At 61.6% G+C, this 24743-nt stretch carries 22 protein-coding genes; 13 read left to right on the top strand and 9 right to left on the bottom strand.

From position 1 onward, the window contains the following. The first annotated feature begins 1 nt into the window (after position 1). The 9 genes from algK (at position 2) to MF4836_RS08155 (ending at position 12380) form a co-directional block, all read left to right on the top strand. Positions 2-1513 (top strand): alginate biosynthesis TPR repeat lipoprotein AlgK, encoded by a 1512-nt coding sequence (gene algK, locus MF4836_RS08195; protein ID WP_443217289.1) that lies wholly within the window; start codon positions 2-4, stop codon positions 1511-1513. A 35-nt stretch (positions 1514-1548) separates the two neighbouring features. After that, a complete protein-coding gene (locus MF4836_RS08190; protein WP_078470225.1) occupies positions 1549-3027 on the top strand; it encodes an alginate export family protein in 1479 nt (492 codons plus the stop codon). Positions 3028-3068: 41 nt separating this feature from the next. Then, the gene (algG, locus tag MF4836_RS08185; RefSeq protein WP_421548327.1) at positions 3069-4643 is read left to right on the top strand and encodes a mannuronan 5-epimerase AlgG; all 1575 of its coding nucleotides are present in this window, start codon (positions 3069-3071) and stop codon (positions 4641-4643) included. A gap of 11 nt (positions 4644-4654) precedes the next feature. Further along, entirely contained in the window at positions 4655-6115 is a 1461-nt protein-coding gene (locus MF4836_RS08180; RefSeq protein ID WP_078469916.1) for an alginate O-acetyltransferase, read from the top strand. 7 nt (positions 6116-6122) lie between these two features. Next, on the top strand, positions 6123-7238 hold the full coding sequence (locus tag MF4836_RS08175; RefSeq protein WP_078469915.1) for a mannuronate-specific alginate lyase: 1116 nt from the start codon (positions 6123-6125) through the stop codon (positions 7236-7238). A gap of 153 nt (positions 7239-7391) precedes the next feature. Further along, complete coding sequence (locus tag MF4836_RS08170) at positions 7392-8957, top strand: MBOAT family O-acyltransferase (RefSeq protein WP_078469914.1); 1566 nt, start codon at positions 7392-7394, stop codon at positions 8955-8957. A gap of 11 nt (positions 8958-8968) precedes the next feature. Next, positions 8969-10144: an alginate O-acetyltransferase gene (locus MF4836_RS08165; RefSeq protein ID WP_078469913.1), complete on the top strand. Its 1176-nt coding sequence runs from the start codon at positions 8969-8971 to the stop codon at positions 10142-10144. Between the two features lie 14 nt (positions 10145-10158). Then, complete coding sequence (locus MF4836_RS08160) at positions 10159-10812, top strand: alginate O-acetyltransferase AlgF (protein ID WP_020298391.1); 654 nt, start codon at positions 10159-10161, stop codon at positions 10810-10812. 116 nt (positions 10813-10928) lie between these two features. Then, the gene (locus tag MF4836_RS08155; RefSeq protein WP_078469912.1) at positions 10929-12380 is read left to right on the top strand and encodes a mannose-1-phosphate guanylyltransferase/mannose-6-phosphate isomerase; all 1452 of its coding nucleotides are present in this window, start codon (positions 10929-10931) and stop codon (positions 12378-12380) included. Positions 12381-12607: 227 nt separating this feature from the next. On the opposite strand, the gene MF4836_RS08150 is transcribed toward MF4836_RS08155, so the two are convergent. The 3 genes from MF4836_RS08150 to MF4836_RS08140 form a co-directional block, all read right to left on the bottom strand. Continuing rightward, positions 12608-12880 (bottom strand): DUF3077 domain-containing protein, encoded by a 273-nt coding sequence (locus MF4836_RS08150; protein WP_078469911.1) that lies wholly within the window; start codon positions 12878-12880, stop codon positions 12608-12610. A gap of 785 nt (positions 12881-13665) precedes the next feature. Beyond that, positions 13666-14931, bottom strand: coding sequence for a type II toxin-antitoxin system HipA family toxin (locus MF4836_RS08145; protein WP_078469910.1), 1266 nt, complete (start codon positions 14929-14931; stop codon positions 13666-13668). Next, positions 14928-15224: a helix-turn-helix domain-containing protein gene (locus MF4836_RS08140; RefSeq protein WP_072451362.1), complete on the bottom strand. Its 297-nt coding sequence runs from the start codon at positions 15222-15224 to the stop codon at positions 14928-14930. The genes MF4836_RS08145 and MF4836_RS08140 overlap by 4 nt, the downstream gene beginning before the upstream one ends. A gap of 852 nt (positions 15225-16076) precedes the next feature. Between MF4836_RS08140 and MF4836_RS08135 the strand changes: the two genes are divergently transcribed. Further along, the gene (locus MF4836_RS08135; protein WP_078469909.1) at positions 16077-16715 is read left to right on the top strand and encodes a hypothetical protein; all 639 of its coding nucleotides are present in this window, start codon (positions 16077-16079) and stop codon (positions 16713-16715) included. Between the two features lie 30 nt (positions 16716-16745). Here MF4836_RS08135 and MF4836_RS35480 read toward each other — a convergent pair whose 3' ends face one another. After that, positions 16746-17078, bottom strand: coding sequence for an RES family NAD+ phosphorylase (locus tag MF4836_RS35480; RefSeq protein ID WP_078469908.1), 333 nt, complete (start codon positions 17076-17078; stop codon positions 16746-16748). Between the two features lie 858 nt (positions 17079-17936). Between MF4836_RS35480 and MF4836_RS08125 the strand changes: the two genes are divergently transcribed. The 3 genes from MF4836_RS08125 to MF4836_RS08115 all read left to right on the top strand — a co-directional run bounded on the left by MF4836_RS08125 (position 17937) and on the right by MF4836_RS08115 (position 20473). Then, the gene (locus tag MF4836_RS08125; protein ID WP_078469907.1) at positions 17937-18401 is read left to right on the top strand and encodes a multidrug transporter; all 465 of its coding nucleotides are present in this window, start codon (positions 17937-17939) and stop codon (positions 18399-18401) included. 36 nt (positions 18402-18437) lie between these two features. Next, entirely contained in the window at positions 18438-19262 is an 825-nt protein-coding gene (locus MF4836_RS08120; protein WP_078469906.1) for an SDR family oxidoreductase, read from the top strand. A 179-nt stretch (positions 19263-19441) separates the two neighbouring features. Further along, positions 19442-20473, top strand: a complete 1032-nt coding sequence (locus tag MF4836_RS08115) for a sel1 repeat family protein (protein ID WP_078469905.1) — start codon at positions 19442-19444, stop codon at positions 20471-20473. A gap of 23 nt (positions 20474-20496) precedes the next feature. Here MF4836_RS08115 and MF4836_RS08110 read toward each other — a convergent pair whose 3' ends face one another. From MF4836_RS08110 to MF4836_RS08090, 5 genes are all read right to left on the bottom strand, one after another. After that, on the bottom strand, positions 20497-20916 hold the full coding sequence (locus MF4836_RS08110; protein ID WP_153050203.1) for a DUF3592 domain-containing protein: 420 nt from the start codon (positions 20914-20916) through the stop codon (positions 20497-20499). Between the two features lie 33 nt (positions 20917-20949). Beyond that, positions 20950-21384, bottom strand: coding sequence for a DUF3592 domain-containing protein (locus MF4836_RS08105; RefSeq protein ID WP_161955734.1), 435 nt, complete (start codon positions 21382-21384; stop codon positions 20950-20952). A gap of 91 nt (positions 21385-21475) precedes the next feature. Then, on the bottom strand, positions 21476-22339 hold the full coding sequence (locus MF4836_RS08100; protein WP_078469902.1) for an efflux RND transporter periplasmic adaptor subunit: 864 nt from the start codon (positions 22337-22339) through the stop codon (positions 21476-21478). A gap of 10 nt (positions 22340-22349) precedes the next feature. After that, a complete protein-coding gene (locus MF4836_RS08095; protein ID WP_078469901.1) occupies positions 22350-22550 on the bottom strand; it encodes a DUF1656 domain-containing protein in 201 nt (66 codons plus the stop codon). After that, complete coding sequence (locus MF4836_RS08090; RefSeq protein ID WP_078469900.1) at positions 22540-24741, bottom strand: FUSC family protein; 2202 nt, start codon at positions 24739-24741, stop codon at positions 22540-22542. The genes MF4836_RS08095 and MF4836_RS08090 overlap by 11 nt, the downstream gene beginning before the upstream one ends. Positions 24742-24743: the final 2 nt, after the last annotated feature.

The following is a 24743-nucleotide window of genomic DNA, read 5'->3' as shown; positions in this document are numbered from 1 at the left end:
CATGACAGTGCCTACCCATACCTCAGTCGCCGCGGCCCCAGGCTGCGACCGGCCACACAGCGGACTCCAGACACAACGCGCGGCCTGCCCTGGCCAGCGCCTTGCTTTCGATCGTCGCAGCCTGCGGCGGCTGCAGGTATCGGTGCTGCCCCTGGTTGCCGCCCTGGCCCTGGCCGGTTGCGCCGGCCTGCCCGACCAGCGCCTGGCCAACGAAGCCCTGAAGCGTGGCGACACCGCCCTGGCCGAACAGAACTACCGCCAGCTGGCGGACCTGGGCTACAGCGAGGCCCAGGTTGGCCTGGCCGATATCCAGGTCGAAAGCCGCGACCCGGCGCAGATCAAGCAGGCCGAAGCCACTTACCGCGCCGCCGCCGACACCTCGCCACGGGCCCAGGCCCGCCTTGGCCGGCTGCTGGTGGCCAAGCCGGGTTCGACCGAAGCCGAGCAGCACGAGGCCGAAGGCCTGCTGAAAAAAGCCTTTGCCAATGGCGAAGGCAATACCCTGATTCCCCTGGCGATGCTGTACCTGCAATACCCCCACAGCTTCCCCAACATCAACGCCCAGCAACAGATCAGCCAATGGCAGGCCGCCGGCTACCCTGAAGCCGGCCTGGCCCAGGTGCTGCTGTATCGCACCCAGGGCACCTATGACCAGCACCTGGATGAAGTCGAGCGCATCTGCAAGGCCGCGCTCAACAGCACCGATATCTGCTACGTCGAGTTGGCCACCGTGTACCAGAAACGCGGCCAGCCCGAGCAACAGGCCGAGCTGCTCAAGCAACTGCAAGCCGGCTACAGCCGCGGCACCGTCAGCGCCCAGCGCGTCGACAGCGTGGCCCGGGTACTGGGCGATGCGACGCTGGGCAAGCCCGACGAAAAAACCGCGCAGGCCCTGCTGGAACAGGTCGCCCCGGGCTACCCGGCGTCCTGGGTCAGCCTGGCGCAATTGCTCTACGACTTCCCGGAACTGGGCGACGTCGACAAGATGATGCAATACCTGGACAACGGCCGTGCCGCCGACCAGCCACGCGCCGAGCTGCTACTGGGCAAGCTGTACTACGAAGGCAAGTGGGTCCCGGCCGACGCCAAGGTCGCCGAGGAACACTTCCAGAAAGCCGTGGGCAAGGAAGTGGCCGCCGATTACTACCTGGGCCAGATCTACCGTCGTGGCTACCTGGGCCAGGTCTATCCGCAAAAGGCCCTGGACCACCTGCTGACGGCCGCCCGCAACGGCCAGAACAGCGCCGACTTCGCCATTGCCCAGCTGTTTTCCCAGGGCAAGGGCACCCAGCCCGACCCGGTCAACGCCTACGTTTTCAGCCAACTGGCCAAAGCCCAGGACACCCCGCAAGCCAATGAGCTTGCGCAACAGCTCGACACCCAACTGCCGCCTGCCCAGCGCGCCCAAGCCCAGCGCCTGCTGCAACAGGAACAAGCCCTGCGCGGCACCCTGAGCCAGAACACGCTGCAATTGCACGCCCTGCAAGAAGAAGACGGCGAGGAAACCCTATGACCCGCAATTCCCCATTCCACACCGCGGCGACAGGCATGCGCTTTCGTCTCTCGCAACTGGGCATCGCCCTGGGTTGCGTGCTGGTCTGGTCGACGCCGTCCCTGGCGGCCATGACCGACACCAAGAATTTCGGCCTGGAAGTGAAAATCACCGGCCAGTCCGAAGACGACCGCGACCTCGGCACCGCCAGCGGCGGCGACGTCAACGGCCTGGGCCTGGACCTGCGGCCCTGGGTCTACGGCGAACGTGGCGCGTGGAGCGCCTACGCCATGGGCCAGGCCGTGACGTCCACCGACATCATCGAGACCGACACCTTGCAGCAGGCCGACAGCGACGGCACCCAGGCCACCGACAACGGTGATCGCAAGACCAAGAAGAACTACCTGGCGATGCGCGAGTTCTGGGTCGGCTACAGCGGCTTCACGCCCTACCCCGGCGAGCAGTTGAAACTCGGCCGCCAGCGCCTGCGCAACGACGACGGGCAATGGCGCGACACCAATATCGAAGCCTTGAACTGGACCTTCGACACCACCTTGCTGCGGGCCAACGTCGGCGCCGCCGAACGCTTCAGCGAGTACCGCACCGACCTCAAGGAGCTGGCGCCCAAGGACAAGGATCGCCTGCACGTCTACGGCGATGCCGCCTATCAGTGGACCCCGGGCAACTGGGTGGGCATTCGCGGCCATCACACCCATGACGACGGCAAGCTCGACTACCCGACCCCGGGTGAAGCAGCCGACTCCCTGGACAAGAAAGAAAACGGTGACATCAGCTGGCTCGGCCTCACCGCCGACAGCGACGCCTATAACTGGCGCAACACCAACACCGTCAACTACTGGGCCAGCCTGACCGGCATGCGCGGCGACCGCGACACGGTCAACGCCCTGACGACCGACGGCAGCCGCCCGGCCGAGGCCAAGCGCAGCGACGATATCAGCGGCTGGGCCACCGACCTGGGTGTGCGCCTGCGCCTGGACCCTCATTGGCAAGTCGGCGCGGCCTATGCCCGCGCCAGCGGCGACTACGAGCAGAACGGCCTGGAAAGCAACCGCTCCAACTACACCGGGACCCGCTCGCGGGTGCACCGTTTCGGCGAAGCCTTCCGCGGCGAAATGAACAACATGCAGACCGCCACCCTGTTCGGCTCGTGGATGCTCAACGACGAATACGACGCCAGCCTGATCTACCACAAGTTCTGGCGCGTGGACGGCAACAAGCCGGTGGGCAGCAACGGTATCAGCGCGTTCGACAACACCTACGACGGCTCGGGCGCGCTGATCTCCAGCACCTCGCTGCCCGAAGACGGCAAGAAAGACCTGGGCCAGGAGATGGACCTGGTGGTCACCAAGTACTTCAAGCAAGGCTTGTTGCCCGCCGCGCTGAGCCAATCCATCGACGAACCTTCGGCGCTGGTGCGCTTTCGCGGCGGCGTGTTCAAGCCCGGCGATGCCTACGGCAAAGACGTCGACTCGTACATGCACCGCGCGTTTATCGACGTGATCTGGCGCTTCTGATGCGAACCGCGAAGGGAGTGCCCACGATGAATTGCTACCCCATGAACAGCCATGCCGCGAAAGGCTGCCTCAGCCTGCTGGCCGGCGCGATGCTGCTGGCCAGCTCGGCCGCCTTCGCGACGGCCGAGCCGGCCAAGGCGCCAGTCGTGGCCAAGGAACTGCAACAGGCCAAGACCTACACCGTCAGCAGCGCGCCGACCGAGCCGCTGGAACTGGCCAAACCGACCCTGCCCGACCTCTCCGGCTACACCGCCGAGGCCGCCGCGGCCAAGATCGTGCGCAGCAAGCCGGGCAAGATCAGCGTGCGCCGCATGATGCAGGAAGACGCCCTGAAGGACTTTATCGGCGGCGATAACAAAATGGCCGAGTGGGTGGTGCGCCAGCACGGGATCCCCCAGGCGATTTTCGTCGACGACGGCTACATCAACCTCAAGGACCTGGTGAAAAAACTGCCCAAGCAGTACATCAGCGAAACCGCGCCCGGGGTCTACCTGGCCAGGATCCCGATCGTGGTCGGACGCCACGGCATCCTCGACATCGACCAGCAGACCAAGGAGCTGCGCCTGTCCCAGGAAGGCGGTTCGTTCCTGGTCAACGATGGCCAGCTGTTTGTGCGTGACACCAAGGTCACCGGCTGGCGCGAGAAGGACAACGGCCCGGCGACTTTCCGCTCGCCCAAGGAATTCCGGCCGTTCCTGCTGGCCTGGGGCGGCACCGAGACCTACATCGTCAACAGCCAGATGGCCAGCTTCGGCTACGCCAACAGCAAGTCCTACGGCGTGAGTATTTCCCAATACACGCCGAACATGGCCAAGGTCCTCAAGCGCCCTGAACCCACCGGCTGGATCGTCGGCTCGGAGTTTTCGGACATGTGGTACGGCTTCTACTGCTACGAAACCCGCGACTTCGTGGTCAAGGGCAACACCTACAAAGACAACATCGTCTACGGCATCGACCCCCATGACCGTTCCCACGGCCTGATCATCGCGGACAACACCGTGCACGGGACCAAGAAGAAGCACGGGATCATCATTTCCCGCGAGGTCAACGACAGCTTCATCTTCAACAACCGCAGCTTCGACAACAAACTCTCGGGCCTGGTGATCGACCGCAACAGCATCAACAACGTGATCGCCTACAACGAGATCTACCGCAACCACACCGACGGCATCACCCTCTACGAGAGTGCCGACAACCTGTTGTGGGGCAACAAGGTGCTGAGCAACAAACGCCACGGCATCCGCATTCGTAACAGCGTGAATATCCGCCTCTACGAAAACATCTCCATGGCCAACGGCCTGACCGGGGTCTATGGCCACATCAAGGACCTCTCCGACACCGACCGCGATATCAAGCTCGATCCGTTCGATGCCCAGGTTTCGCTGATCGTGGTCGGCGGCGAACTGGCGGCCAACGGCAGCGGCCCGATGTCCATCGACTCGCCGCTGAGCGTGGAGCTGTACCGCGTATCGATGCTCGCACCGACCAAAAGCAGCGGCATCAGCTTCTCGGGGATTCTCGGCGAGCGCCAGGACGAGATTCTCGACCTGCTGGTGCGCCAACAAAAAGCGGTGCTGATCGACCCCGTCGAACGCCAGACCGAATTGCGCGATTGAGGATGACTTTTATGCACCCACACCTGATCAAGATCCTGAGCCTGTCGGCGTTGACCGCCGGCATCCTCGCTGCCAGCGCCGGCGCCCGCGCCGATGACGCGGCTGCCGAGGCCAAGGCGCCAACATTCAGCGCCGAGCCGTGCTGCAACCTGTGCCCGGCCGCCCACGACGCGAAGAATTACGTCACCCGCTACCAGCAGAACTTCACCACCCTGGTACAAGCCCAGGGCGACTGGCTGTTCCGCACCCAGGAAGACCTGCGCACCGAATTCAACACCACCCCGGAAGGCTTCCGGCGCATGAAGCAACTGCACGATGCCTTCCAGAGCAAGGGCGTGGAGTTGGTGGTGGTCTACCAGCCGACCCGGGGCCTGGTGAACCGCAACAAACTCAACCCCGAGCAGAAGGCCCGCTTCGACTATGACAAGGCGCTGAAAAGCTACCAGGGCATGCTCGGCCGTTTTGCCCAGATGGGTTATGTGGTGCCGGACCTGTCGCCGCTGACCAACGAACAGCTGCCCGACACCCTGCCGGCCCATGACTTCTACTTCCGTGGCGACCAGCACTGGACCCCCTACGGCGCCCAGCGCACGGCGAAGATCGTGGCGGAAAAAGTCAAACAGATGCCGGCCTTCGCCGACATTCCCAAGCGTGAATTCGAGACCCACAAATCAGGGCGCATGGGCAAGACCGGCACCCTGCACAACATGGCCGGGCAACTGTGCGGCACCAGCTACGCGGTGCAGTACATGGACCAGTTCACCACCGAGCCCAAGGGCGAGGCCGGCGATGGCGACCTGTTCGGCGATTCCGGCAACCCGGAAATCACCCTGGTGGGCACCAGCCACAGCGGCAAGAACTACAACTTCTCGGGCTTCCTGCAGCAGGAACTGGGCGCCGATATCCTCAATGTCGCCTTCCCCGGCGGTGGCCTGGAGGGCTCGATGCTGCAGTACCTGGGCAGCGAAGAATTCCAGAACAAGCCGCCGAAGATCCTGATCTGGGAATTCTCGCCGCTGTATCGCCTGGACCAGGAAACCATCTACCGGCAGATGATGGCGCTGCTCGACAACGGCTGCGAAGGCAAAGACGCCCAGCTCAGCGGCAGCACCACCCTCAAGCCCGGCAAGAACGAGCTGATGGTCAACAGCAAGAACATGGACCTGCGCAACAGCAGTCATCAGGTCGATATCCGCTTCGCCGACACCTCGGTGAAAACCTTGCAAGCCACCCTCTGGTACATGAACGGGCGCCACGAGGACATCAAGATCGAAAAACCGGAAACATCCGACACCGATGGGCGTTTCGCCTTTGAACTGCGCACTGACGAAGACTGGGCCTCGCAGAATCTGCTGGCGGTCGAAGTCCAGGGCCCCGAAGCGGGCACCGCAGGACAGAAAGTCGAAGCGAAAATTTGCAAACGCAACGTATTCCCGAGCGCCGGGCAACGCACCGCGCAAATCGGGCAATGAGGTTTCTATGCAAACTGCAACGCTGAAAAAACTCCTGACACCGACCCTGCTCAGCCTGGCGATGTTCGCCGGCAGCACCCAGGCCGCCGCCCCGCTGCGTCCGCCCCAGGGCTACTTTGCGCCGGTGGACAAGTTCAAGACTGGCGACAACAGCGAAGGCTGCGATGCCATGCCCGCGCCCTATACCGGCGCCCTGCAGTTTCGCAGCAAGTACGAAGGCTCGGACAAGGCCCGTTCGACCCTGAATGTGCAGTCGGAAAAAGCCTTCCGCGACACCACCGCCGACATCACCAAGCTCGAGCGCGGCACCAGCAAACGGGTGATGCAGTTCATGCGTGACGGTCGTCCGGAACAGCTGGAATGCACCCTCAACTGGCTGACCTCCTGGGCCAAGGCCGACGCGCTGATGTCCAAGGACTTCAACCACACCGGCAAGTCCATGCGCAAATGGGCCCTGGGCAGCATGGCCTCGGCCTATATCCGCCTGAAGTTCTCCGACTCCCATCCCCTGGCCGCCCACCAGCAGGAAGCGCAATTGATCGAAGCCTGGTTCAGCAAGATGGCCGACCAGGTGGTCAGCGACTGGGACAACCTGCCGCTGGAAAAAACCAACAATCACTCGTACTGGGCCGCCTGGTCGGTGATGGCGACCTCCGTCGCCACCAACCGCCGCGACCTGTTCGACTGGGCCGTCAAGGAATACAAGGTCGGCGCCAACCAGGTCGACGCCGACGGTTTCCTGCCCAACGAACTCAAGCGCCAGCAACGCGCCCTGGCCTACCACAACTACGCCCTGCCGCCGTTGGCGATGATCGCCAGCTTCGCCCAGGTCAACGGGGTGGACCTGCGCCAGGAAAACAACGGCGCCCTCAAGCGCCTGGGTGACCAGGTGCTGGCCGGGGTCAAGGACCCGGATATTTTCGAGAAGAAGAACGGCAAGGAACAGGACATGACCGACCTCAAGGTCGACTCCAAATTCGCCTGGCTCGAACCCTTCTGCAGCCTCTACACCTGTGGCCCGGAGGTGCTGGAACGCAAGCACAAGATGCAGCCGTTCAAGACCTTCCGCCTCGGCGGCGACCTGACCAAGGTCTATGACCCGTCCCATGAAAAGGGCTCTTGAAACGGATGCCGGTCGAGCGCGGGTGCGGCCAGGGAGCTGACTCCCTGGCCACATGAAGTCTTTGCAACAGGGTAACAACCCAACCGTTTTCCAACGGGGGGGGGTTGGGGGGGCTGCGGCCTCTGTCTATTGGTTAAACACGGAGAGATCGGGATGGTTTTCTCATCCAATGTGTTCCTGTTTCTGTTCTTGCCGATCTTTCTCGGCTTGTACTACTTGAGCGGGCAACGCTATCGCAACTTGCTGCTGCTGATCGCCAGCTATGTGTTCTATGCCTGGTGGCGCGTGGACTTCCTGGCGCTGTTCGCCGGCGTCACCCTGTGGAACTACTGGATCGGCCTCAAGGTGGGCGCCGCCGGTGTGCGCACCAAACCCGCCCAGCGCTGGCTGCTGCTCGGGGTCGGGGTCGACCTGTGCATCCTCGGCTACTTCAAATACGCCAACTTCGGCGTGGACAGCATCAACGCGATGATGACCTCCTATGGTCTGGAGCCGTTCATCCTGACCCACATCCTGTTGCCGATCGGGATCTCGTTCTACATCTTCGAGTCCATCAGCTACATCATCGACGTCTACCGCGGCGACACCCCGGCCACTCGCAACCTGATCGACTTCGCGGCGTTCGTGGCGATCTTCCCGCACCTGATCGCCGGCCCCGTGCTGCGCTTTCGCGACCTGGCCGACCAGTTCAACAACCGCACCCACACCCTGGATAAATTCTCTGAAGGCTGCACGCGCTTCATGCAGGGCTTTATCAAGAAGGTGTTTATCGCCGACACCCTGGCGGTGGTGGCCGACCATTGCTTTGCCCTGCAGAACCCGACCACGGGTGATGCCTGGCTCGGCGCCCTGGCCTACACCGCACAGCTGTATTTCGACTTCTCCGGCTACAGCGACATGGCCATCGGCCTGGGATTGATGATGGGTTTCCGCTTCATGGAAAACTTCAAGCAGCCCTACATCAGCCAGTCGATCACCGAGTTCTGGCGGCGCTGGCACATCAGCCTCTCCACCTGGCTGCGGGACTACCTGTACATCACCCTGGGCGGTAACCGCAAAGGCACCCTGACCACCTACCGCAACCTGTTCCTGACCATGCTCCTGGGTGGCCTGTGGCATGGAGCGAACATCACCTACATCGTCTGGGGCGCCTGGCACGGCATGTGGCTGGCGATTGAAAAAGCCATCGGCCTCAACACCTCGCCGCGCAGCTTCAACCCGATCCGCTGGGCCTTGACCTTCCTCCTGGTGGTCATGGGCTGGGTGATCTTCCGCGCGGAAAACCTGCACGTGGCCGGACGCATGTACGGCGCCATGTTCAGCTTTGGCGACTGGTCGCTGTCGGAACTCAACCGCGCCAGCCTCACCGGTCTGCAAGTGGCAACCCTGATCGTGGCCTACATGACCCTGGCGTTCTTCGGCCTGCGGGACTTCTACCGCAACCGTCCGCCAGCCAAGACCCAGCCTGAAGTCAGCGCCGCCAGCGATGGCCCGGCCGCCGCCCAGCCCGGCCTGATCAAGGCTGTGCCTGGCGACAACCCCGGCAGCATTCACCAGCCGGGTTACATCGTGGGCACCGACGCCCAGGTGCAACCGGCCTATTGGACTGCCGACTGGCCGCGCTACCTGATGCGCACCCTGGTGCTGCTGCTGTTTATCGCCTCGATTCTCAAACTCTCGGCGCAAAGCTTCTCGCCGTTCCTTTACTTCCAGTTCTGAGGGATCTGCCCATGACCCGCTCATTACGCATTTTCTATATCGCCCTGTTCCTGGTGACCCTGATGGTCCTGGGCCTGTGGTCGGTGCGCAGCTTCTTCGGCTTCAGCACCAACAGCGATGCCACCGTACTCAACGGACGCTGGACCAAGGCCGTGGAAACCCACTACGACAAAGAGTTCCCGATCAAGCGCCTGGGCACCAACCTCTGGGCCGCGCTGGACTTCAAGCTGTTCAACGAAGGTCGTCCGGGCGTGGTCCTGGGCCGCGACCAGTGGCTGTACAGCGATGAAGAATTCAACCCCATCGTCAACGAAGAACTGAACCTGCAAGGCAACTACGCCCTGGTCGAAGGCGTGCGCCAAACCCTGAAGGCCAAAGGCGTGAAACTGGTGATGGCGATCGTGCCGGCCAAGGTCCGCCTGTACCCGGAACACCTGGGTGACGTGCAGCCGGCGAGCATCCACGCCAACCTCTACCAGGACTTCCACGCCCGGGTCGCGGCCGACAAGATCCTCGCCCCCGACCTGCTGGGCCCGCTGCAACAGGCCAAGCAACAGGGTGAGCAAGTGTTCCTGCGCACCGACACCCACTGGACCCCGAGCGGCGCCGAAATCGCCGCCCGGCAACTGGCCAAGGCGATTGCCGAAAAAGCCCCGCTGAGCGGCCAGCCGCAGCGCTTCGTCACCGAAGCCGAGCAGACCGTGGAGCACAAGGGTGACCTGCGCCTGTTCCTGCCCCTGGACCCCTTGTTCGAAAACCTGATGCCGGCCCAAGAGCCGCTGCAAAAACGCGTGACCCGCGCCGCCGACGACCAGCCGGCCGCCGACGATGCGCTGTTCGCCGAGAACCAGGTCCCGGTGGCGCTGATCGGCACCAGCTACAGCGCCAACCCCAACTGGAACTTCGTTGGCGCACTGAAGCAGGCGCTGCACAGCGACGTGGTCAATTACGCCGAAGACGGCCACGGCCCGATCCTGCCGATGCTCAGCTACCTGAAAAGTGACGCCTTCAAAAACGATCCGCCGCAAGTGCTGATCTGGGAATTCCCCGAACGCTATCTGCCTGTGAACAACGAAATCGGCGACGCCGACCCGCAGTGGGTCGCCGAGCTGAAAAAAGCCGGCGCCAGCCAACAAAACGTAGCTGCACTCAACAAATCCGAGACGCCCGACCGGGCGCAAAACTGAAAGAGAGGTACACCATGACTTTCACTACTACTCCGCGTCGTCTCGCCAAGGCCCTCACTCTGGCCGCCGGCATGAGCGTGCTGTCGATGTCCGCCTTCGCCGGCGACGCCGCGCTCTACGGCCCGACCGCGCCTAAAGGCTCGTCCTTCGTGCGTATCTACAACGCCAGCAACAGCGAAGTCAGCGCCACCGTCGGCAGCACCAACCTCAACGACGTCGCCCCGCTGGCCAGCAGCGACTTCAGCTTCATGCCCGGCGGCGACTACAGCGCCAAAGTCGGCAGCCAGACCGTGCCGGTCAAACTCGCCGCCGACCACTATTACACCCTGGTCAACAACGCCAGCGGCCAGCCGCAACTGATCGAAGAACCGCCGTTCAAGAACAAGCAGAAGTCCCTGGTACGGGTGCAGAACCTCAGTGACAAATCCCTGACCCTGAAAACCGCCGACGGCAAGACCGATGTGGTCAAGGCCGTGGCTGCCAAGGGCCGCGGCGAGCGCGAGATCAACCCGGTCAAGGTCAGCTTCGCCCTGTACGACGGCGAGAAAAAAGTCAGCGACCTCAAGCCCGTGGCCCTTGAGCGCGGTGAAGCCGCCGTGCTCTACGTCACCGGTAATGGCAGCAGCCTGTCGCCAGTGTGGGTGAAACGCCCCGTGTCGACGCGCTAAGCAGAATCTGTCGCCGCTGCCCAGACACGAGGCAGCGGCGACAACGAGACAAAAACAAGAGTGAAACGACAGAACGCAGTAGCTCTAACCCATACGATATTTGAAGGAGTAACAACATGATTCCGGTGATCTTGTCAGGTGGTAGCGGCTCACGTCTTTGGCCGCTTTCGCGCAAGCAATTCCCCAAGCAATTTCTCGCCCTGACCGGCGAACAGACCCTGTTCCAGCAGACCCTGGAGCGCCTGGTGTTCGACGGCATGGACACCCCGATCGTGGTCTGCAACAAGGACCATCGCTTTATCGTCAATGAGCAACTCAGTGCCCGCAAACTGGAATCGCAGCGCATCCTGATGGAGCCCTTCGGTCGCAACACCGCACCGGCCGTGGCATTGACCGCAATGATGCTGGTCAACGAAGGCCGTGACGAACTGATGCTGGTGCTGCCCGCCGACCACGTGCTGGACGACCAGAAAGCCCTGCAGCGCGCTCTGGCCCTGGCCACCGTGGCCGCCGAGCGTGGCGAGATGGTGCTGTTCGGCGTACCGGCCACCAAACCGGAAACCGGTTATGGCTACATCAAGTCCAGCAGCGATATCCACCTGCCCGAAGGCGTGAGCCGGGTCGCCCAGTTCGTCGAAAAACCCGACCACAAGCGCGCCACCGAATTCGTCAAGGACGGTGGCTATTTCTGGAACAGCGGCATGTTCCTGTTCCGCGCCAGCCGCTTCCTCGAAGAGCTGAAAAAACACGATCCGGACATCTACGACACCTGCCTGCTGACCCTGGAACGCAGCGTGCAGGACGCCGACACCGTGGACATCGACGAAGCCACCTTCGCCTGCTGCCCGGACAACTCCATCGACTACGCCGTGATGGAAAAAACCCAACGCGCCTGCGTGGTGCCGCTGAGCGCCGGCTGGAGCGACGTGGGTTGCTGGTCGTCGCTGTGGGACGTGCATGAAAAAGACGCCAACGGCAACGTCAGCAAAGGCGATGTGGTGATCCAGGACAGCCACAACTGCATGATCCATGGCAACGGCAAACTGGTGTCGGTGATCGGCCTGGAAAACATCGTCGTCGTCGAAACCAAGGACGCCATGATGATCGCCCACAAGGACAAGGTCCAAGGCGTGAAACAGATGGTCAACACCCTCAACGAACAGGGCCGCAGCGAAACCCAGAACCACTGCGAGGTCTACCGTCCGTGGGGCTCCTACGACTCGGTGGACATGGGCGGACGCTTCCAGGTCAAGCACATCTCGGTCAAGCCGGGTGCCTGCCTGTCCCTGCAAATGCACCACCACCGCGCCGAACACTGGATCGTGGTCAGCGGCACCGCCGAAGTCACCTGCGACGAAAACGTGTTCCTGCTCTGCGAAAACCAGTCGACCTACATCCCCATCGCCTCGGTCCACCGCCTGCGCAACCCAGGCAAAATCCCCCTGGAAATCATCGAAGTGCAATCGGGCAGCTACCTGGGCGAAGACGACATCGAACGTTTTGAAGACATCTACGGCCGCTCCACACCGGTGGAACGCGGCGTGTCGGTCAAGACAATCGCGCAGTAAGCGCAGCGGAAAGCTTCAAGCGGCTAGCTGCAAGTAAAAGCGGATCGCCGTTGTCAGCAATACCTTCAACCCTCTGGTCCATTGCCTGCGTCCCCTATCCGCAGGCAATGGGCCAGGGGGATTTTTAAAGCAGCTGCAAGTGGCTAGCTTCAAGCGGCAAGAAAAAGCGCCACGTCCCTCCCACGAAGACGCAGCGCCCTTTCAACTCCCTAATCAAGAAACATCGATCAGGCCTGCAACACCTCTTCCTTCATCCCCAATCCCACGTCATCAATCACCGCCTTGCCCATCTCCGCCAGGAAATGCGCGGCCCAGGCGTAACGCTCGCCCTGGTCTTCCATGGCCGCATCCAGCGCGAGTTTCTTGGCGTAGTACAGCAGGGTCGAAGCGTGCTCCAGAGCATGGTGCAGAGGGACATCGGGATTGACGCGGAACAGCGTTTGATCGGCATCGCCGCAGGTTCCGAAGGTGACGAAGCCCGAGGTTTTGATAACGCACATGGTTGAGACTCCCGTATCAAAGTGAGAGCTGCCACGTTCGCGACCAAACGAATGGGTGGCAGCCGTGCGCGGATTGGTCGACCGGAGATACAGGAACCCGGCAGGGCCGAAGCCCTTCCACGCACAGCCGCCATTGCACGGAAATGCGGGCGCAAAAAAAGCGCCTGCAATCGTCAAAGGGCGCTGTTGCGCCTGTATCAAGTCGGGCGACCAAACCCGATCACTGCTTTCGCAGCGACGTCCAAAGGCTAGTCCCGGGTTTGATACGGAGCAACAACTAAGGCGTCGCAGTTTATGTCCAAGCCACTTGTGTTGGGAACATCCCAGCCCCGACTCCGCTGCGCGATGTCGTACGCAGCCTGCGGCAGCGATTACAGGCCTGGGGCCTCTCGCCGACTCCAGACTCCTGCCTCCAGCGCCCCAGAAGCGCCGCCCGGTAGGGCGCGCCAACAGGTGTTTGATCTTGATCCACCCGCCCCTTCGGCAGGCCGAGTGGAGGTGTTCATCAGGGGAATGGCGCGTAGCGCCCCTCGACGCAGTCGAGGACATCGCTAGTAGCGATGCCCCCTGAGGGACGCCGGAATGAGGGAACCCGAGCGCAGCGAGGGCCGTACGCTCGGGGCGAGACTTTTTGGTTCCTTTTGTGGCGTTTGACAAAAGGGACTCGCCGTAAGGGCGAAACCCTAAGTAGCCGTTACCGCAGCAATGGATATGCACTCCGAACCAAAAACCCAGGCCGGCTAGCAGGCCGCCCCGAACAAAATAGCAACACACAACACCGAGCGCTAAAGCCGCGCATGAACATCCGCAAGCGTCTCAACGATCTCCTTCCCATCAGCCGCCAAAATACCCAGCTCAGCAAACACCGCTTCCCAATTGCCCAACGCCTCCAGCGTCTGATCAATGTAGTCATCCGGCTTGAGAAACTTATAGTCCGCACACAAGCGCCTGATCGCCGCCCTCGACGGACGCCCCTGGCCATCGAACGCGGTGGTGTGCTCGCCCATGCCGGTGGAGAAGGTCAGGTCGTACGCGGGCGCCAGCACCCACTGCCCGTCCTGATTGCCTTGCCCCTCTTCGTACAGAAAAGCGAAGTTCTTCGCGTGATCGTCGTAGTTGTGGGCCAGGCCGTTAAACACCATGAGCCGGGCCATTTTCTCCACTTCCCTGGCGCTCCTGGTCAGGGCGAACGTCAGCCGCAGCAAGTCCTTGTAGTCCAGGCACGGAACTCTGAAGTCCGCATGCAAAATCCCGGCGGCGGTCATCATGTGGACTTTCTGATTGTGCTTGCGATCAAAGCGCCGGGTGGCAAAGAAACGCTCGTTCCAGCCCTGCTCCGAGGGCACGGTGATGAGCTCGCTGTGTGCCATATCGACTCCAGCGTCGCGGGCCATGCGGGCGTAGGCGCATTCAATCGCGCCCATGGACCAGGGTTCCTCAAGGGACCTGAATTTCACGATCCAGTGCGCGTAGCCCTCCGGCAAGGGTTCAAACGCCGAAACCACCTGGGACAGATCCGCCGAAAACGCAACGGCAGCCTTGGGCCGTGCGCCCCCCGGCGAGCCACCGGCAATCCGCAGCGCCTTCAACACCTCAACCGTCTCCCCCACCTGAACCTGGACCGATGCCTCATACAACGCTGAAAGGCTGATGGGCTCCCGGGCCACTTTTTCCGACATGGGGTAGTACTCGAGGGCACCCATCCCCCGGTTGCCGATGTAGGCAAGACGGTCGAGCTGAGTCAGGCCGTGGGTAACCCGCGATCCATACTCCGCGGTAAAAAAACGCCCCATCAACAGCAAGCCCCAACCGTCGGGAAGAGAATCGGCGAAGGCCCCATGAAGGCCCAGAAACAGATGGGTATCGGGTTGCTGCGGCCTCTCGTCGAAGGCCAGTTGGGGCGACAGGTTGAACCCCTGGGTCAGCCACTCCTTGGCATAGGTGAAGTAGGTGCCTTGGCGGTTCCAGCTAAGCAGCCCCACCTGACGGCCATGCATGAAGACGCCCAACTCTTCGATCGGCTTGTACTTCTTGATGCCTCGTTCAGTCATCGGGTGCCCCTCTGGCGTTTTGAGTTTTGCAGCTCAAACAGCGTGTTTGGCGAAGGCGGCTTGAACAACTTGAGCAGCGGATCAAGCTCATCCAAAGCCGCCGCGATCAGCACCATCGACTCAAGGGAAATGGCTCCCTGCAGCTCAAAGCGCTTGATCGTCGACGCCGGCACCCCGGATTTTTCAGCCAAGGTTTTACGCGACAGATTTTTTGACAATCTGAGGGCCTGGGCGTTTTTTCCGATCTCGGCCGTGATCTCGGACGGGGTGTACATAAAGCGAGTCAGTGACATAACTGATAGACCTGCCCAAGCGAGTGGACACTTAACTTAATATGGACAACCTGATATCCATTATAGGCGATTTATCGAAATAGAAGACCCTATATGGTCCACAAAATAATACCGAGAGTGCTAGAGCAAACCATACAAGGGCCAACAGCCTTCAAGCGGCAGGGAACATCCCAGCCTCGACTCCGCCTGCGCAATGCCGTACGCAGCCCGCAGCGATTACAGGTCTAGGACCTCTCGCCGACTCCAGAATCCTGCCTCCAGTGCCCCAGATGCGCCGCCCGGTAGGGCGCGCCAACAGGCGTTTGATCTTGATCCACCCGCCCCCTTCGGCAGGCCGAGTGGAGGTGTTCATCAGGGGAATGGCGCGTAGCGCCCCTCGACGCAGTCGAGGACATCGCTAGTAGCGATGCCCCCTGAGGGACGCCGGAACGAGGGAACCCGAGTGCAGCGAGGGCCGTACGCTCGGGGCGAGACCTTTTGGTTCCTTTTGGCTGGGCCGGCATTCCGGGCGTTTGACAAAAGGGACTCGCCGTAAGGGCGAAACCCTAAGTAGCCGTTACCGCAGCAACGGATATGTACTCCAACCATCCTCTCCACGTAACCGCTACCACAGACTGCGCGGGCCCCTAAAACCGCCGCAATCCTACCTGGCCTATCCCGTCCAGCGCAGCCTGGCGGCCGCGGCTACAGACAGCGGATCGTGCAACCCCACGCGAATGCCATCCTGTTGCGTGCACTGCTGGCGAATTCGAAATCACCGTAGGTTGACGAGTTGTCACATTGACGTATTGACGAAAAAAATAGATAGCTAACCTAAGGTCACTGAAAAACCACTCGCACGGGAGGGGAAAAATGAAGACTGCCATTGGCAAACCCACTCAACAACCAATCCATTCCCAAGAGGCTGCCAAGGCTGCACTGATGGAGGGTTTTGAAAACTTCCTGGACAACCTGTCTCAGCCGCTTCTTATGGAAATAGCCAACCATGGGGCAGAAGGAACCTATTTCGACGCACTTCAGGCACTCCTGAAAAAAGTCGACACCCAACAGCTGAGCCCCCAGGTACGCAATCAGATTGCCTATACAAAAGGCAAAGCGCTTTCATTTGAAAACATTAAGAAAACCTACGAACTGCTTGACTCTAAAACCGTCTGTGAAATCCTCGGCATCTCTCGGCAAGCGCTTAACAAGAGAGTCCAGGCCGGACAGGTCATTGCTTATACCGAAGGTACTCGCAAGCACTACCCTGCGTTCCAGTTCAAGAACAACGCCGTGATTGCAGACATTGGCAAGTTGACCAAGGCCATAGCCATCGACTCCAAAGAGGGTGCGAAAACCAATGTGCTTTTGGGTTATTTAGCCCAGGACATGGACTTCTCCAACCCAGGGGAGCCACAAAACCTGCAGCCCAGGTACACACTTCTCTCCAACATGGATGCTTTTGAAATAATTGTTCGCGACTTCCAAAACAGATTGACCATGGGCAAGTGAAATCGGCGCCATTAAAGGGCCAACTCCTTCTCACTCGATTGGAACCCGCATGCGATTCAACAACTCACCGACCGTTTCCCCGTTAGAAAGCACCACACTTCCCAACGGCTGCTTACTCACTGCGACCAGTTGAGTAGGCCGGCCTTCAAACAACACCAGATTGCACCCCTCCAGGCTTGCCGTGATGGGATACACCTGCGAGGGATAGAGGATGCCGTCGACAGCAGGTTGCCAGCGCATGACAACGCCACTCAGGGTTTGCGTGTAGGCATAACCTTCATCGCCCTGTCCGCGCGACTTGACGATTGCGCCAAGGGTTTTGCCAGCGTTGCGAGCCAATGCCGCCGCATCGACCACCACCAACTGGCGAGTGGTTTGAAGATGGTGCAGTGACCTTCCTCTACTTCGGACTGCAAAACAGGGCTTCCTGCCCCGGACCCTCCATGTTGCAACGTTTCCGCAAGTGCCACCCTATCGCTGAAGGAAACATAGCAGGTGCCGATTTTCTTCTGAGGATCGCCGTAGCGGGTGTCCGAATTGCGATTGTAATAAAGTGGGTCAGAATACTGTTGTTCTTGCACGCGATACACCGACTTTCGCCCAGCGATGACTCTGGTTGGCAGATCGTGCATTGAAAGGGCGGCATGAACTTCCTGCTTAGCTACTTCGAACGTAGTCTTTTTCTTGGTCATCGATTATTGGGCCTCTAACAAGGTTGTTTTTTGCATTGGGTTTTTCCATTAGCACGTTCAAAGATTGCTCACATCAATTGAAACGCCATGTAACCCTTATGCAGCTCATGACATCCGCCTGGTTAAAAAACAGCTATCCAAGACTGATCTTGGTGCTGATTCAATCTCAAAACCCAGGACCTTTCCAGACATTTTTATATTAAAAAACAATAAAAAAACTATGCCCATCAAACAATTACATCAATTAATACAGGCATCCAACTCCATGAAACTTGGGGAACACCTTAGTTAACAAAAAACCGCCCAGATTATTTGATACAAATAAAAACCAGTGCTTCGCACTGCTCCTATTTGATAAAAACCATCTTCACTCTGAAAACGTCTGGATAAGCTCTATTGCTGACCCGCTAATTGAAATACCGTTAAACGTTTGTCCATTTGCAAAAGCCCCTGATCAAAGCCATCCCTCATCGCCAACCCCACCTACGCTTAGGTAGGATGTCCCCCTCTCTTCCCCGAGGCGCATGTCATGTTCATCGGCGTTCTGCTGGTCATCACCTGGTTGATCCTGCTCCTGCGCTACCCCGCCAAAGCCCTGCCCGTGTCCCTGGCGGCAGCTTTTGGCCTGGGCCTGGTGGCCTGCTGGGTGGTCTGGCTCGACAACCGCGAAGCCCAGCAACTGGCGCGCCTGGAACTACGCATCGCCTACGCTCCCCAAGCCTGCCCGGCCGACCGCCCCTTGCAGTTGAAGATGAACAACGGCAACGACGTACCCCTGATCGAATTACGCTGGCGCATCGCCGCCTACGCCCCGGGGGATACGGTCAATCTTGCCGACAACCAGTACAGCGCCCCGCGCTATCGCGGCCCCGGCGAGTTGCAAGCCGGCGCCAACTGGGAAGACTGCTTGCCGCTGCCGCCCCTGCGCCCCGGCTACCGCCCGCAGACCCTGGAGTTTCGCGCCGAGCGTTTGCAGGGTAGTTTCTCCGACTGATTGCCCCCTCCCTTCTTCCAGCACAAGGACCGCGCCATGCCCGTCGCGTTGATCACCGGTTGTTCCAGCGGTATTGGCCGCGCCCTGGCCGACGTTTTCAAAAACGCCGGTTTCACTGTCCTGGCCACCGCACGCAAGGGTGAGGATGTGGCTGCCCTGCACGCCGCCGGTTTTACCGCACTGCAACTGGATGTGAATGACGGCCCGGCCCTCAGCGCCCTGGGCGAGCAGATCAACCAGCAGTACGGCGGCCTCGACGTGCTGATCAACAATGCCGGCTACGGCGCCATGGGCCCGCTGCTCGACGGTGGCGTCGAAGCCATGCAGCGCCAGTTCGAAACCAATGTGTTCTCGGTGATCGGGGTGACCCGGGCGCTGTTTCCGGTGCTGCGCCGCAGCCGGGGGCTGGTGGTGAATATCGGCAGCGTTTCCGGAGTGCTGGTGACGCCCTTTGCCGGTGCCTACTGCGCCTCCAAAGCGGCGGTGCATGCCCTGAGCGACGCGCTGCGCATGGAGCTGGCGCCGTTCGGCATCCGCGTGATGGAAGTCCAGCCCGGGGCCATTGCCTCAAGCTTCGCCCGCAATGCCGGGCATGAAGCCGAGCAACTGATCAACGAGCAATCGCCCTGGTGGCCGCTGCGGGAAGGGATCCGCAACCGGGCCAAGGCCTCCCAGGACAACCCGACCCCCGCCAGCGAGTTCGCCGCCCACCTGCTCAAGGCCGTGCAGCAGGACTCGCCGCCGCGCCTGGTGCGGATCGGCAATGGCAGCCGTGCGCTGCCGCTGCTGGCCGCGCTATTGCCCAAGGGGCTGCTGGACAAGGTGCTGATGAAGCGTTTCGGACTGAGCGCCAGGCTCTGATCGTTCAACGCCGGCCATCACGCGCATGACAGCGTTGTGCGCAGCGCCGATGCCCGTAGAATGCGCGCACTCAAATCGCAGGGAAGCGGCACCTCAAGCACGGAACGGCTGCACCCCGTCCCTGCTCATGCCCTCCTGGCGCCCTCGCTTTTACTCGATTGAACCTCAGGGACTCTCCATTGAAATGTCGTAGCCTGCTGCCCTTGGCCATCTTCAGTCTGCTGGTGGGCTGCAATGCCGCGTCACCGGACGAGAAACTCAATAACTCCCTGCCGGACTTGAGCCTCGAAGAGATCCTGCCCAAGGTCGAGGCCAACCCGTACTGCACGCCGGATATGGACAGCGAGTTGCTGCTCGGCCTCGGCAGCCGACTGAGCGATGAGGACGACCTGCTCTATGGCGCAGGCCGTACCTTGCAGGCCAGCAAGGAAATAAAAATGGCTCGCAGTTGCCTGATCATGGCCGCCCCTCGCTACACCACGAGCCTGTGCGTCCTGGCCGGCATTGTCGGCGCCAGGCAAAACGACTATGACAAAAGTGAAGCCTTCAACTACATCGCTTACGCCGCCAAGCACAATGAGTCCTGCGCGGAAGCAGGCCTGGCCGACCTCTACAGCGTGGGCAAGCTGGGCATTGCACCGAACAAGGAATTGGCCATGGGCTGGCTCGAGCGTGCCGCACGGCACGGCGACCAGGACTCGCAACAGGACATGGTGCGTTGGAGCCGCGACCAGGGCAATTTCCCGGTGGCCTATGCCTGGGCCAGGGTCCTGGATGATGCAGAAACAGTCGAGGCAGTGAAGCGCAAAATGAGCCCGCAGCAAATTGCCGAAGGCGAGCAGCACTACACCCAACTGCTCAGCCAACTCACCCCCGAAAAGGATATCAAGGAGGCGCTGCGCAAGATCGTCATCGCCATCAGCTCAGCGGATCTGTACTACAGCCACCCGCAGGTGTTCGAGGGCATGTCCCCAGTGCAACGGCGCGCGTTCGTGGCCCAGTTGGTGGACATGCAAGATCTCTACCCGCAGTTCCACACCCGTGGCCAGGTGATGGCCTACGCATTGATTGCCCGCAGTGTGCAAACTACCGGCCCGGCCGTGGACCTGTGGCAGGACCCGGCGCTGCATGCCTTGCTGATCAATGATGAGCTGAGCGTGGAAGAGATCGTCGCCAAGGCCAAAACCATCCTGGCCAAGCGCAAGCAGTAACGGCGCAAGTGACCGGCCCGCCCTCAAATGACCAGCATCGCGCCCAATGCCGTCAGGGCCAGGGCCCCCAGCAGCGCGCTGATAAACAGCCCGTTCCAGGTATCGGGGATGACCTCGGCAGGGTTGCCGGGGTTGTAGAACACCCCCACCGTGTCGCCGACCTTGGATTTGGAAAACTGACTTTTGAAATCATGGGTCAGCAGCGTGCCGTCAGCGGTGACATAGGACACGGTTCTGGAGGAGATATAGCTGGTGCCGCCCTGCACCCCGACCATCCGCGAACTGGAAAAGCTCAGCACCTGGGCCGGCGCATAAACGCCGTTGAGCCTGAGGGCAAAAAAATCGCGGGACGTATGATAAATACCCAGCCCACTGCCCAGCACCATCAGTAAAAAGAAAAACTTCGCGATATATCGCACCTGCACACTCCTGACCTGCTTCAACAGCTGACGCCCTAGGCTCTTTCAACGCCCGGTTCAGGGCTCGACGGGCGGCCCCTGCGGCGGCGCTTTCATGGGCGTAAACGACGAAAACGCCAGCAGCCCGGCCAGGGCCCCGAGCGTCATCATCAGCCCGAAAAACAACGTCAGCCAACTGGCCGAAACCACGTCCTGGGGGTTCTCAGGTTTATACAGGAGGTCGACCTGGTCGCCCTCTTTCGCCCCGGACAACTCATCGTGAAAGCTGTGCTTGATCAGCGTGCCCTCGGCCGTGGCGAACTGGACATCGGTGTATCGGGTGTAGCTGGACTTGCCGCCGTTGTGCACCGGGTACACCGTGACCCGAAGCACCGTGCCGACACTGGGCAGGCCATTGAGGCGGTAATCGACAAACTGCTGGAAGAAATGCACGGCACCGGCGCCGAAAGCCAGTGCCGCCAGTAAAAAAATACTCCCTGGAAAAATCCTCACCCACGTCATCCCTGCTCAACAAAGAGCGGCGAATATAGAGAGCGGCTACAGGCAGCAGCAACCGTTTTGTGCAGCGGCTGCCATTCCGCCCCTATTGCTCCCCCTCCTGCCTGACTACCACGGTGCAGGTGATGCCCGCCGCCAGCAGCACGCCGTCCGGCACTTCATCGATGTGGATACGCACCGGCACCCGCTGGGCCAGGCGCACCCAGTTGAAGGTCGGGTTGACGTCGGCGATCAGCTCGCGGCTTTGCGGGTTGTCGCGGTCGTAGATGCCCCGGGAGATGCTTTCCACATGACCCTTGAGCACTTCGCCGCTCATCAGTTGCATGTCGGCTTTATCGCCCACCCGCACGTGGGGCAACTTGGTTTCTTCGAAGAAGCCGTAGACCCAGAACGAGTTCATGTCGACCACGGCCATTTTCGGTTCGCCGATGCGCGCGTAGTCACCGCGATGCACGTTGAGGTTGGTGACATAACCGTCCACCGCCGCCCGTACCTGGGTGCGCGCGAGGTTGAGTTCGGCGGCGTCCAGTTGCGCCTGGGCATGCTGGTAATCGGCCAGGGCCGAGTCGGCGATGTTGCTGGCGTCGTCGCGGTTTTCCTTGGAGATCACCAGGTTGTCCAGGTCGGCGCGGCGGTGGGCGTTGACCTTGCGCATCTCCCAGGTGGCCTTTTTCGAAGCCACCAGCGATTGCGCCTGCTTGACCGCGATGCGGTAGTGCTCGGGGTCGATCTGCATCAGCAGGTCGCCTTTTTTCACCAACTGGTTGTCGCGCACCGGCACCTCGACCACTTCGCCGGTGACGTCGGCGGCGACGTTGATGATGTCCGCCCGCACCCGACCATCGCGGGTCCAGGGGGTGTTCATGTAGTGCTCCCACAGGGTGCGGCCGATCCACAGGGCAAGGGCCAGCACCAGCAGGGTCGCGAGCAGGCTGAAGAACTTTTTCATCGGGTCACTCTCAACGGTAAACAGTGAGCGCCATGGCGCCGAACAGACAGGTGAACAGGCTCAGGCGCAGCAGCGCCGGGTGCCAGAAAAAGCGGTACAGGTCGTAGCCGGCGATAAACCGGTCCAGGGCCCAGGCCAGGGCCGCGGCGACAAAAAACATCAGGGTCATGGTCGGCATGTAAACGCCGTGGAAGGCGATTTCACGAGGCATGTTCGGGTCCTTGGACAGCAACGGGGCGCGGCGTGGCATAGGCCGCCAGCGGCGACTGGGGGTCGAGCAATGAGCTGCGGATAAAGTGCAGGTAGCTTTTCACCCGGCGCAGGGCCGAGGTGTCGAAGTGCGGGGCAAAGGGCTCGTCGGTGGCCTGGACCCGGCTGATGGCGTGGTCGACCGCGATCAGGCCGCGCTCCAGGTTGCTCTGGCTCGGTTGCAGGAACAGTCGCACCAGCGAGCGACCCATGACCCGGATCGCCTGGCGCCACGGCTGGGATTGGGCATAGGCCGGGTGCACCGGCAGGATCGCCTGCTCTTTGCGCAACTCGATGATCGCGTGGCCGACTTCCAGCACCACGAACATCCAGCGCAGTAGCTCGCGCTGCACCTGGGGCTGCCCCACCGCCAGGCCATAGGCCTGGTGCAGCAGGTCGCGGGTTCGGCTCTCGAAGCTGGAGGCCAGACCCTTGAGCTTGCCGCTGATGGCGTACACCACCTGGCCGCGCAGGTCTTGTTCGAGTCGGCGCCACAGCCAGCGGCTGTTGGGCGGCAGGATGATCGCCCCGGCCGCCGCGCACACCAGCATGCCCATGACCATGGCGATGTAGTCGTTGATAAAGCTGTAGGGGTTGTAGACCGTGAGGTTGTCCGGCACCGAGCCGGTGCTGAAGAAAATCAGCAGCCCCAGGCCGACCCCGGCGTATTGCGGACGCGAGGTGAGGAACGAGCCCAGCACGATCACCGGCGCCAGCATCACGCACAACAGCGGGAAGCCGTCGATCCAGGGGAACACGAAGAACATTTCGACAAAGCCGATGATCGCCCCGATAAAGGTCCCGCACGCCATCTGGAACGCCATGCGTTTGGGGTTCGGCGTGGCCGCCGACAGGCCGATGGTGGCGGCGGCGATCAGGGTCATGGTGGCGCCGCTGGGCCAGGCCGTGGCCACCCAGTAACTACCCAGTACCACCAGCACGAAGGCCGCGCGGATCCCCGAGGCGGCGGAGGCCAGCCAGTTGGTCTGCGGGGTGAAGGGTTCGTCCCAGCGCTCGCGTTCATGGCTGTGGTCGGCCAGCGAGGCGTGGGTCTGGGCGTAGCCGTGCAGGTCGTCGACAAAGCGGTACAGCAGTTCGTAGGCGGTGTGGAAATCCAGCTGCTCGGCGTCACTGGGCTGCAGTTCCTGGAACTGCGCCCGCAGGCTGCGCACCCGGGCCGGCAGCTCGGCCTTGTAGGCCGCCAGGGCCGTGGCCAGGCGCGCCGCGTCGGGGCTGGTCAGGGCCCGGCCGGAGAAGCCGTCCAGCAGTTCGGCCAGGTCCTGCAACCCGGGTTTGATCGCGCCCACCACAGAGTCGGCACCGCTGCCACGCAGGCGCTCGAGCAATTGGTGCAAGGCGTTGAAGCGGGTGGTGATGCTCATGAACTCGCTGTTCAGGCGACTCAGGCGGCCGTTGCGCCGGCGCATGTGCGGGTCTTCGAACACCGTGACGCTGCGCAGGCCCTCCAGGCCCACCGCCTCGGCGATAAAGCGCACGTTGCCGCTCTCGAACGCCTCGCGCTGGCTGCGTCCCCGCAGGCCATCGGTGACAAACAGGGCAAACACCCCGAAGCGCTGGTACAGGGCATTGCGCATCGCGGCGCTGGCGGTCTGCGGCAGGATCGCGGCACTGACCAGGGTCGAGCAGAGAATCCCCAGGGAGATCTCCAGCACCCGCCACACGGCCGCCATAAAGGCCCCGTCCGGATGGGCCAGGGCCGGCAGGCCGACCATGGCGGCGGTGTAGCCGGCCAGCACGAAACCGTAGGCGCGAAAATTGCGATAACGCGCCGCGCCGGCCGAACAGATGCCGACCCAGATCGCCAGACAGCCGAGGAACAGCTCGGTGTTCTGGGCGAACAGGGCAATCAGCGCGACCATCACCGCCGACCCGGTCAGGGTCCCCAGGAAGCGGTAGAAACTCTTGGCGAACACCTGGCCGCTCTGGGGCTGCATCACGATAAACACGGTGATCATCGCGGTGCGCGGCTGCGGCAGCTCCAGACGCATGGCCAGCCACAAGGTGAGGAACGCGGCGGTCAGCACCTTGAAGATGTAGACCCAGGTCACGCCGTCGCTGCGTGCCCAGTCAAAGAAACCCCGGCGCCATTCAAGGGAGTGCAGCCAGCGCAAAGGTGCAGGCAAGGGAGTCATCG

Origin of the sequence: Pseudomonas sp. MF4836 (assembly GCF_002018875.1) — a bacterium.
Lineage (GTDB): Bacteria > Pseudomonadota > Gammaproteobacteria > Pseudomonadales > Pseudomonadaceae > Aquipseudomonas.
The sequence above is the reverse complement of the archived record's forward strand: the minus strand, read 5'-3'. Positions and strand labels throughout refer to the sequence as shown.

Coding starts and splice junctions, on each gene's coding strand:
- algK (WP_443217289.1), top strand. CDS start 2: ATGACAGTGCCTACCCATACCTCAGTCGCCGCGGCCCCAGGCTGCGAC.
- MF4836_RS08190 (WP_078470225.1), top strand. CDS start 1,549: ATGCGCTTTCGTCTCTCGCAACTGGGCATCGCCCTGGGTTGCGTGCTG.
- algG (WP_421548327.1), top strand. CDS start 3,069: ATGAACAGCCATGCCGCGAAAGGCTGCCTCAGCCTGCTGGCCGGCGCG.
- MF4836_RS08180 (WP_078469916.1), top strand. CDS start 4,655: ATGCACCCACACCTGATCAAGATCCTGAGCCTGTCGGCGTTGACCGCC.
- MF4836_RS08175 (WP_078469915.1), top strand. CDS start 6,123: ATGCAAACTGCAACGCTGAAAAAACTCCTGACACCGACCCTGCTCAGC.
- MF4836_RS08170 (WP_078469914.1), top strand. CDS start 7,392: ATGGTTTTCTCATCCAATGTGTTCCTGTTTCTGTTCTTGCCGATCTTT.
- MF4836_RS08165 (WP_078469913.1), top strand. CDS start 8,969: ATGACCCGCTCATTACGCATTTTCTATATCGCCCTGTTCCTGGTGACC.
- MF4836_RS08160 (WP_020298391.1), top strand. CDS start 10,159: ATGACTTTCACTACTACTCCGCGTCGTCTCGCCAAGGCCCTCACTCTG.
- MF4836_RS08155 (WP_078469912.1), top strand. CDS start 10,929: ATGATTCCGGTGATCTTGTCAGGTGGTAGCGGCTCACGTCTTTGGCCG.
- MF4836_RS08150 (WP_078469911.1), bottom strand. CDS start 12,880: ATGTGCGTTATCAAAACCTCGGGCTTCGTCACCTTCGGAACCTGCGGC.
- MF4836_RS08145 (WP_078469910.1), bottom strand. CDS start 14,931: ATGACTGAACGAGGCATCAAGAAGTACAAGCCGATCGAAGAGTTGGGC.
- MF4836_RS08140 (WP_072451362.1), bottom strand. CDS start 15,224: ATGTCACTGACTCGCTTTATGTACACCCCGTCCGAGATCACGGCCGAG.
- MF4836_RS08135 (WP_078469909.1), top strand. CDS start 16,077: ATGAAGACTGCCATTGGCAAACCCACTCAACAACCAATCCATTCCCAA.
- MF4836_RS08125 (WP_078469907.1), top strand. CDS start 17,937: ATGTTCATCGGCGTTCTGCTGGTCATCACCTGGTTGATCCTGCTCCTG.
- MF4836_RS08120 (WP_078469906.1), top strand. CDS start 18,438: ATGCCCGTCGCGTTGATCACCGGTTGTTCCAGCGGTATTGGCCGCGCC.
- MF4836_RS08100 (WP_078469902.1), bottom strand. CDS start 22,339: ATGAAAAAGTTCTTCAGCCTGCTCGCGACCCTGCTGGTGCTGGCCCTT.
- MF4836_RS08095 (WP_078469901.1), bottom strand. CDS start 22,550: ATGCCTCGTGAAATCGCCTTCCACGGCGTTTACATGCCGACCATGACC.
- MF4836_RS08090 (WP_078469900.1), bottom strand. CDS start 24,741: ATGACTCCCTTGCCTGCACCTTTGCGCTGGCTGCACTCCCTTGAATGG.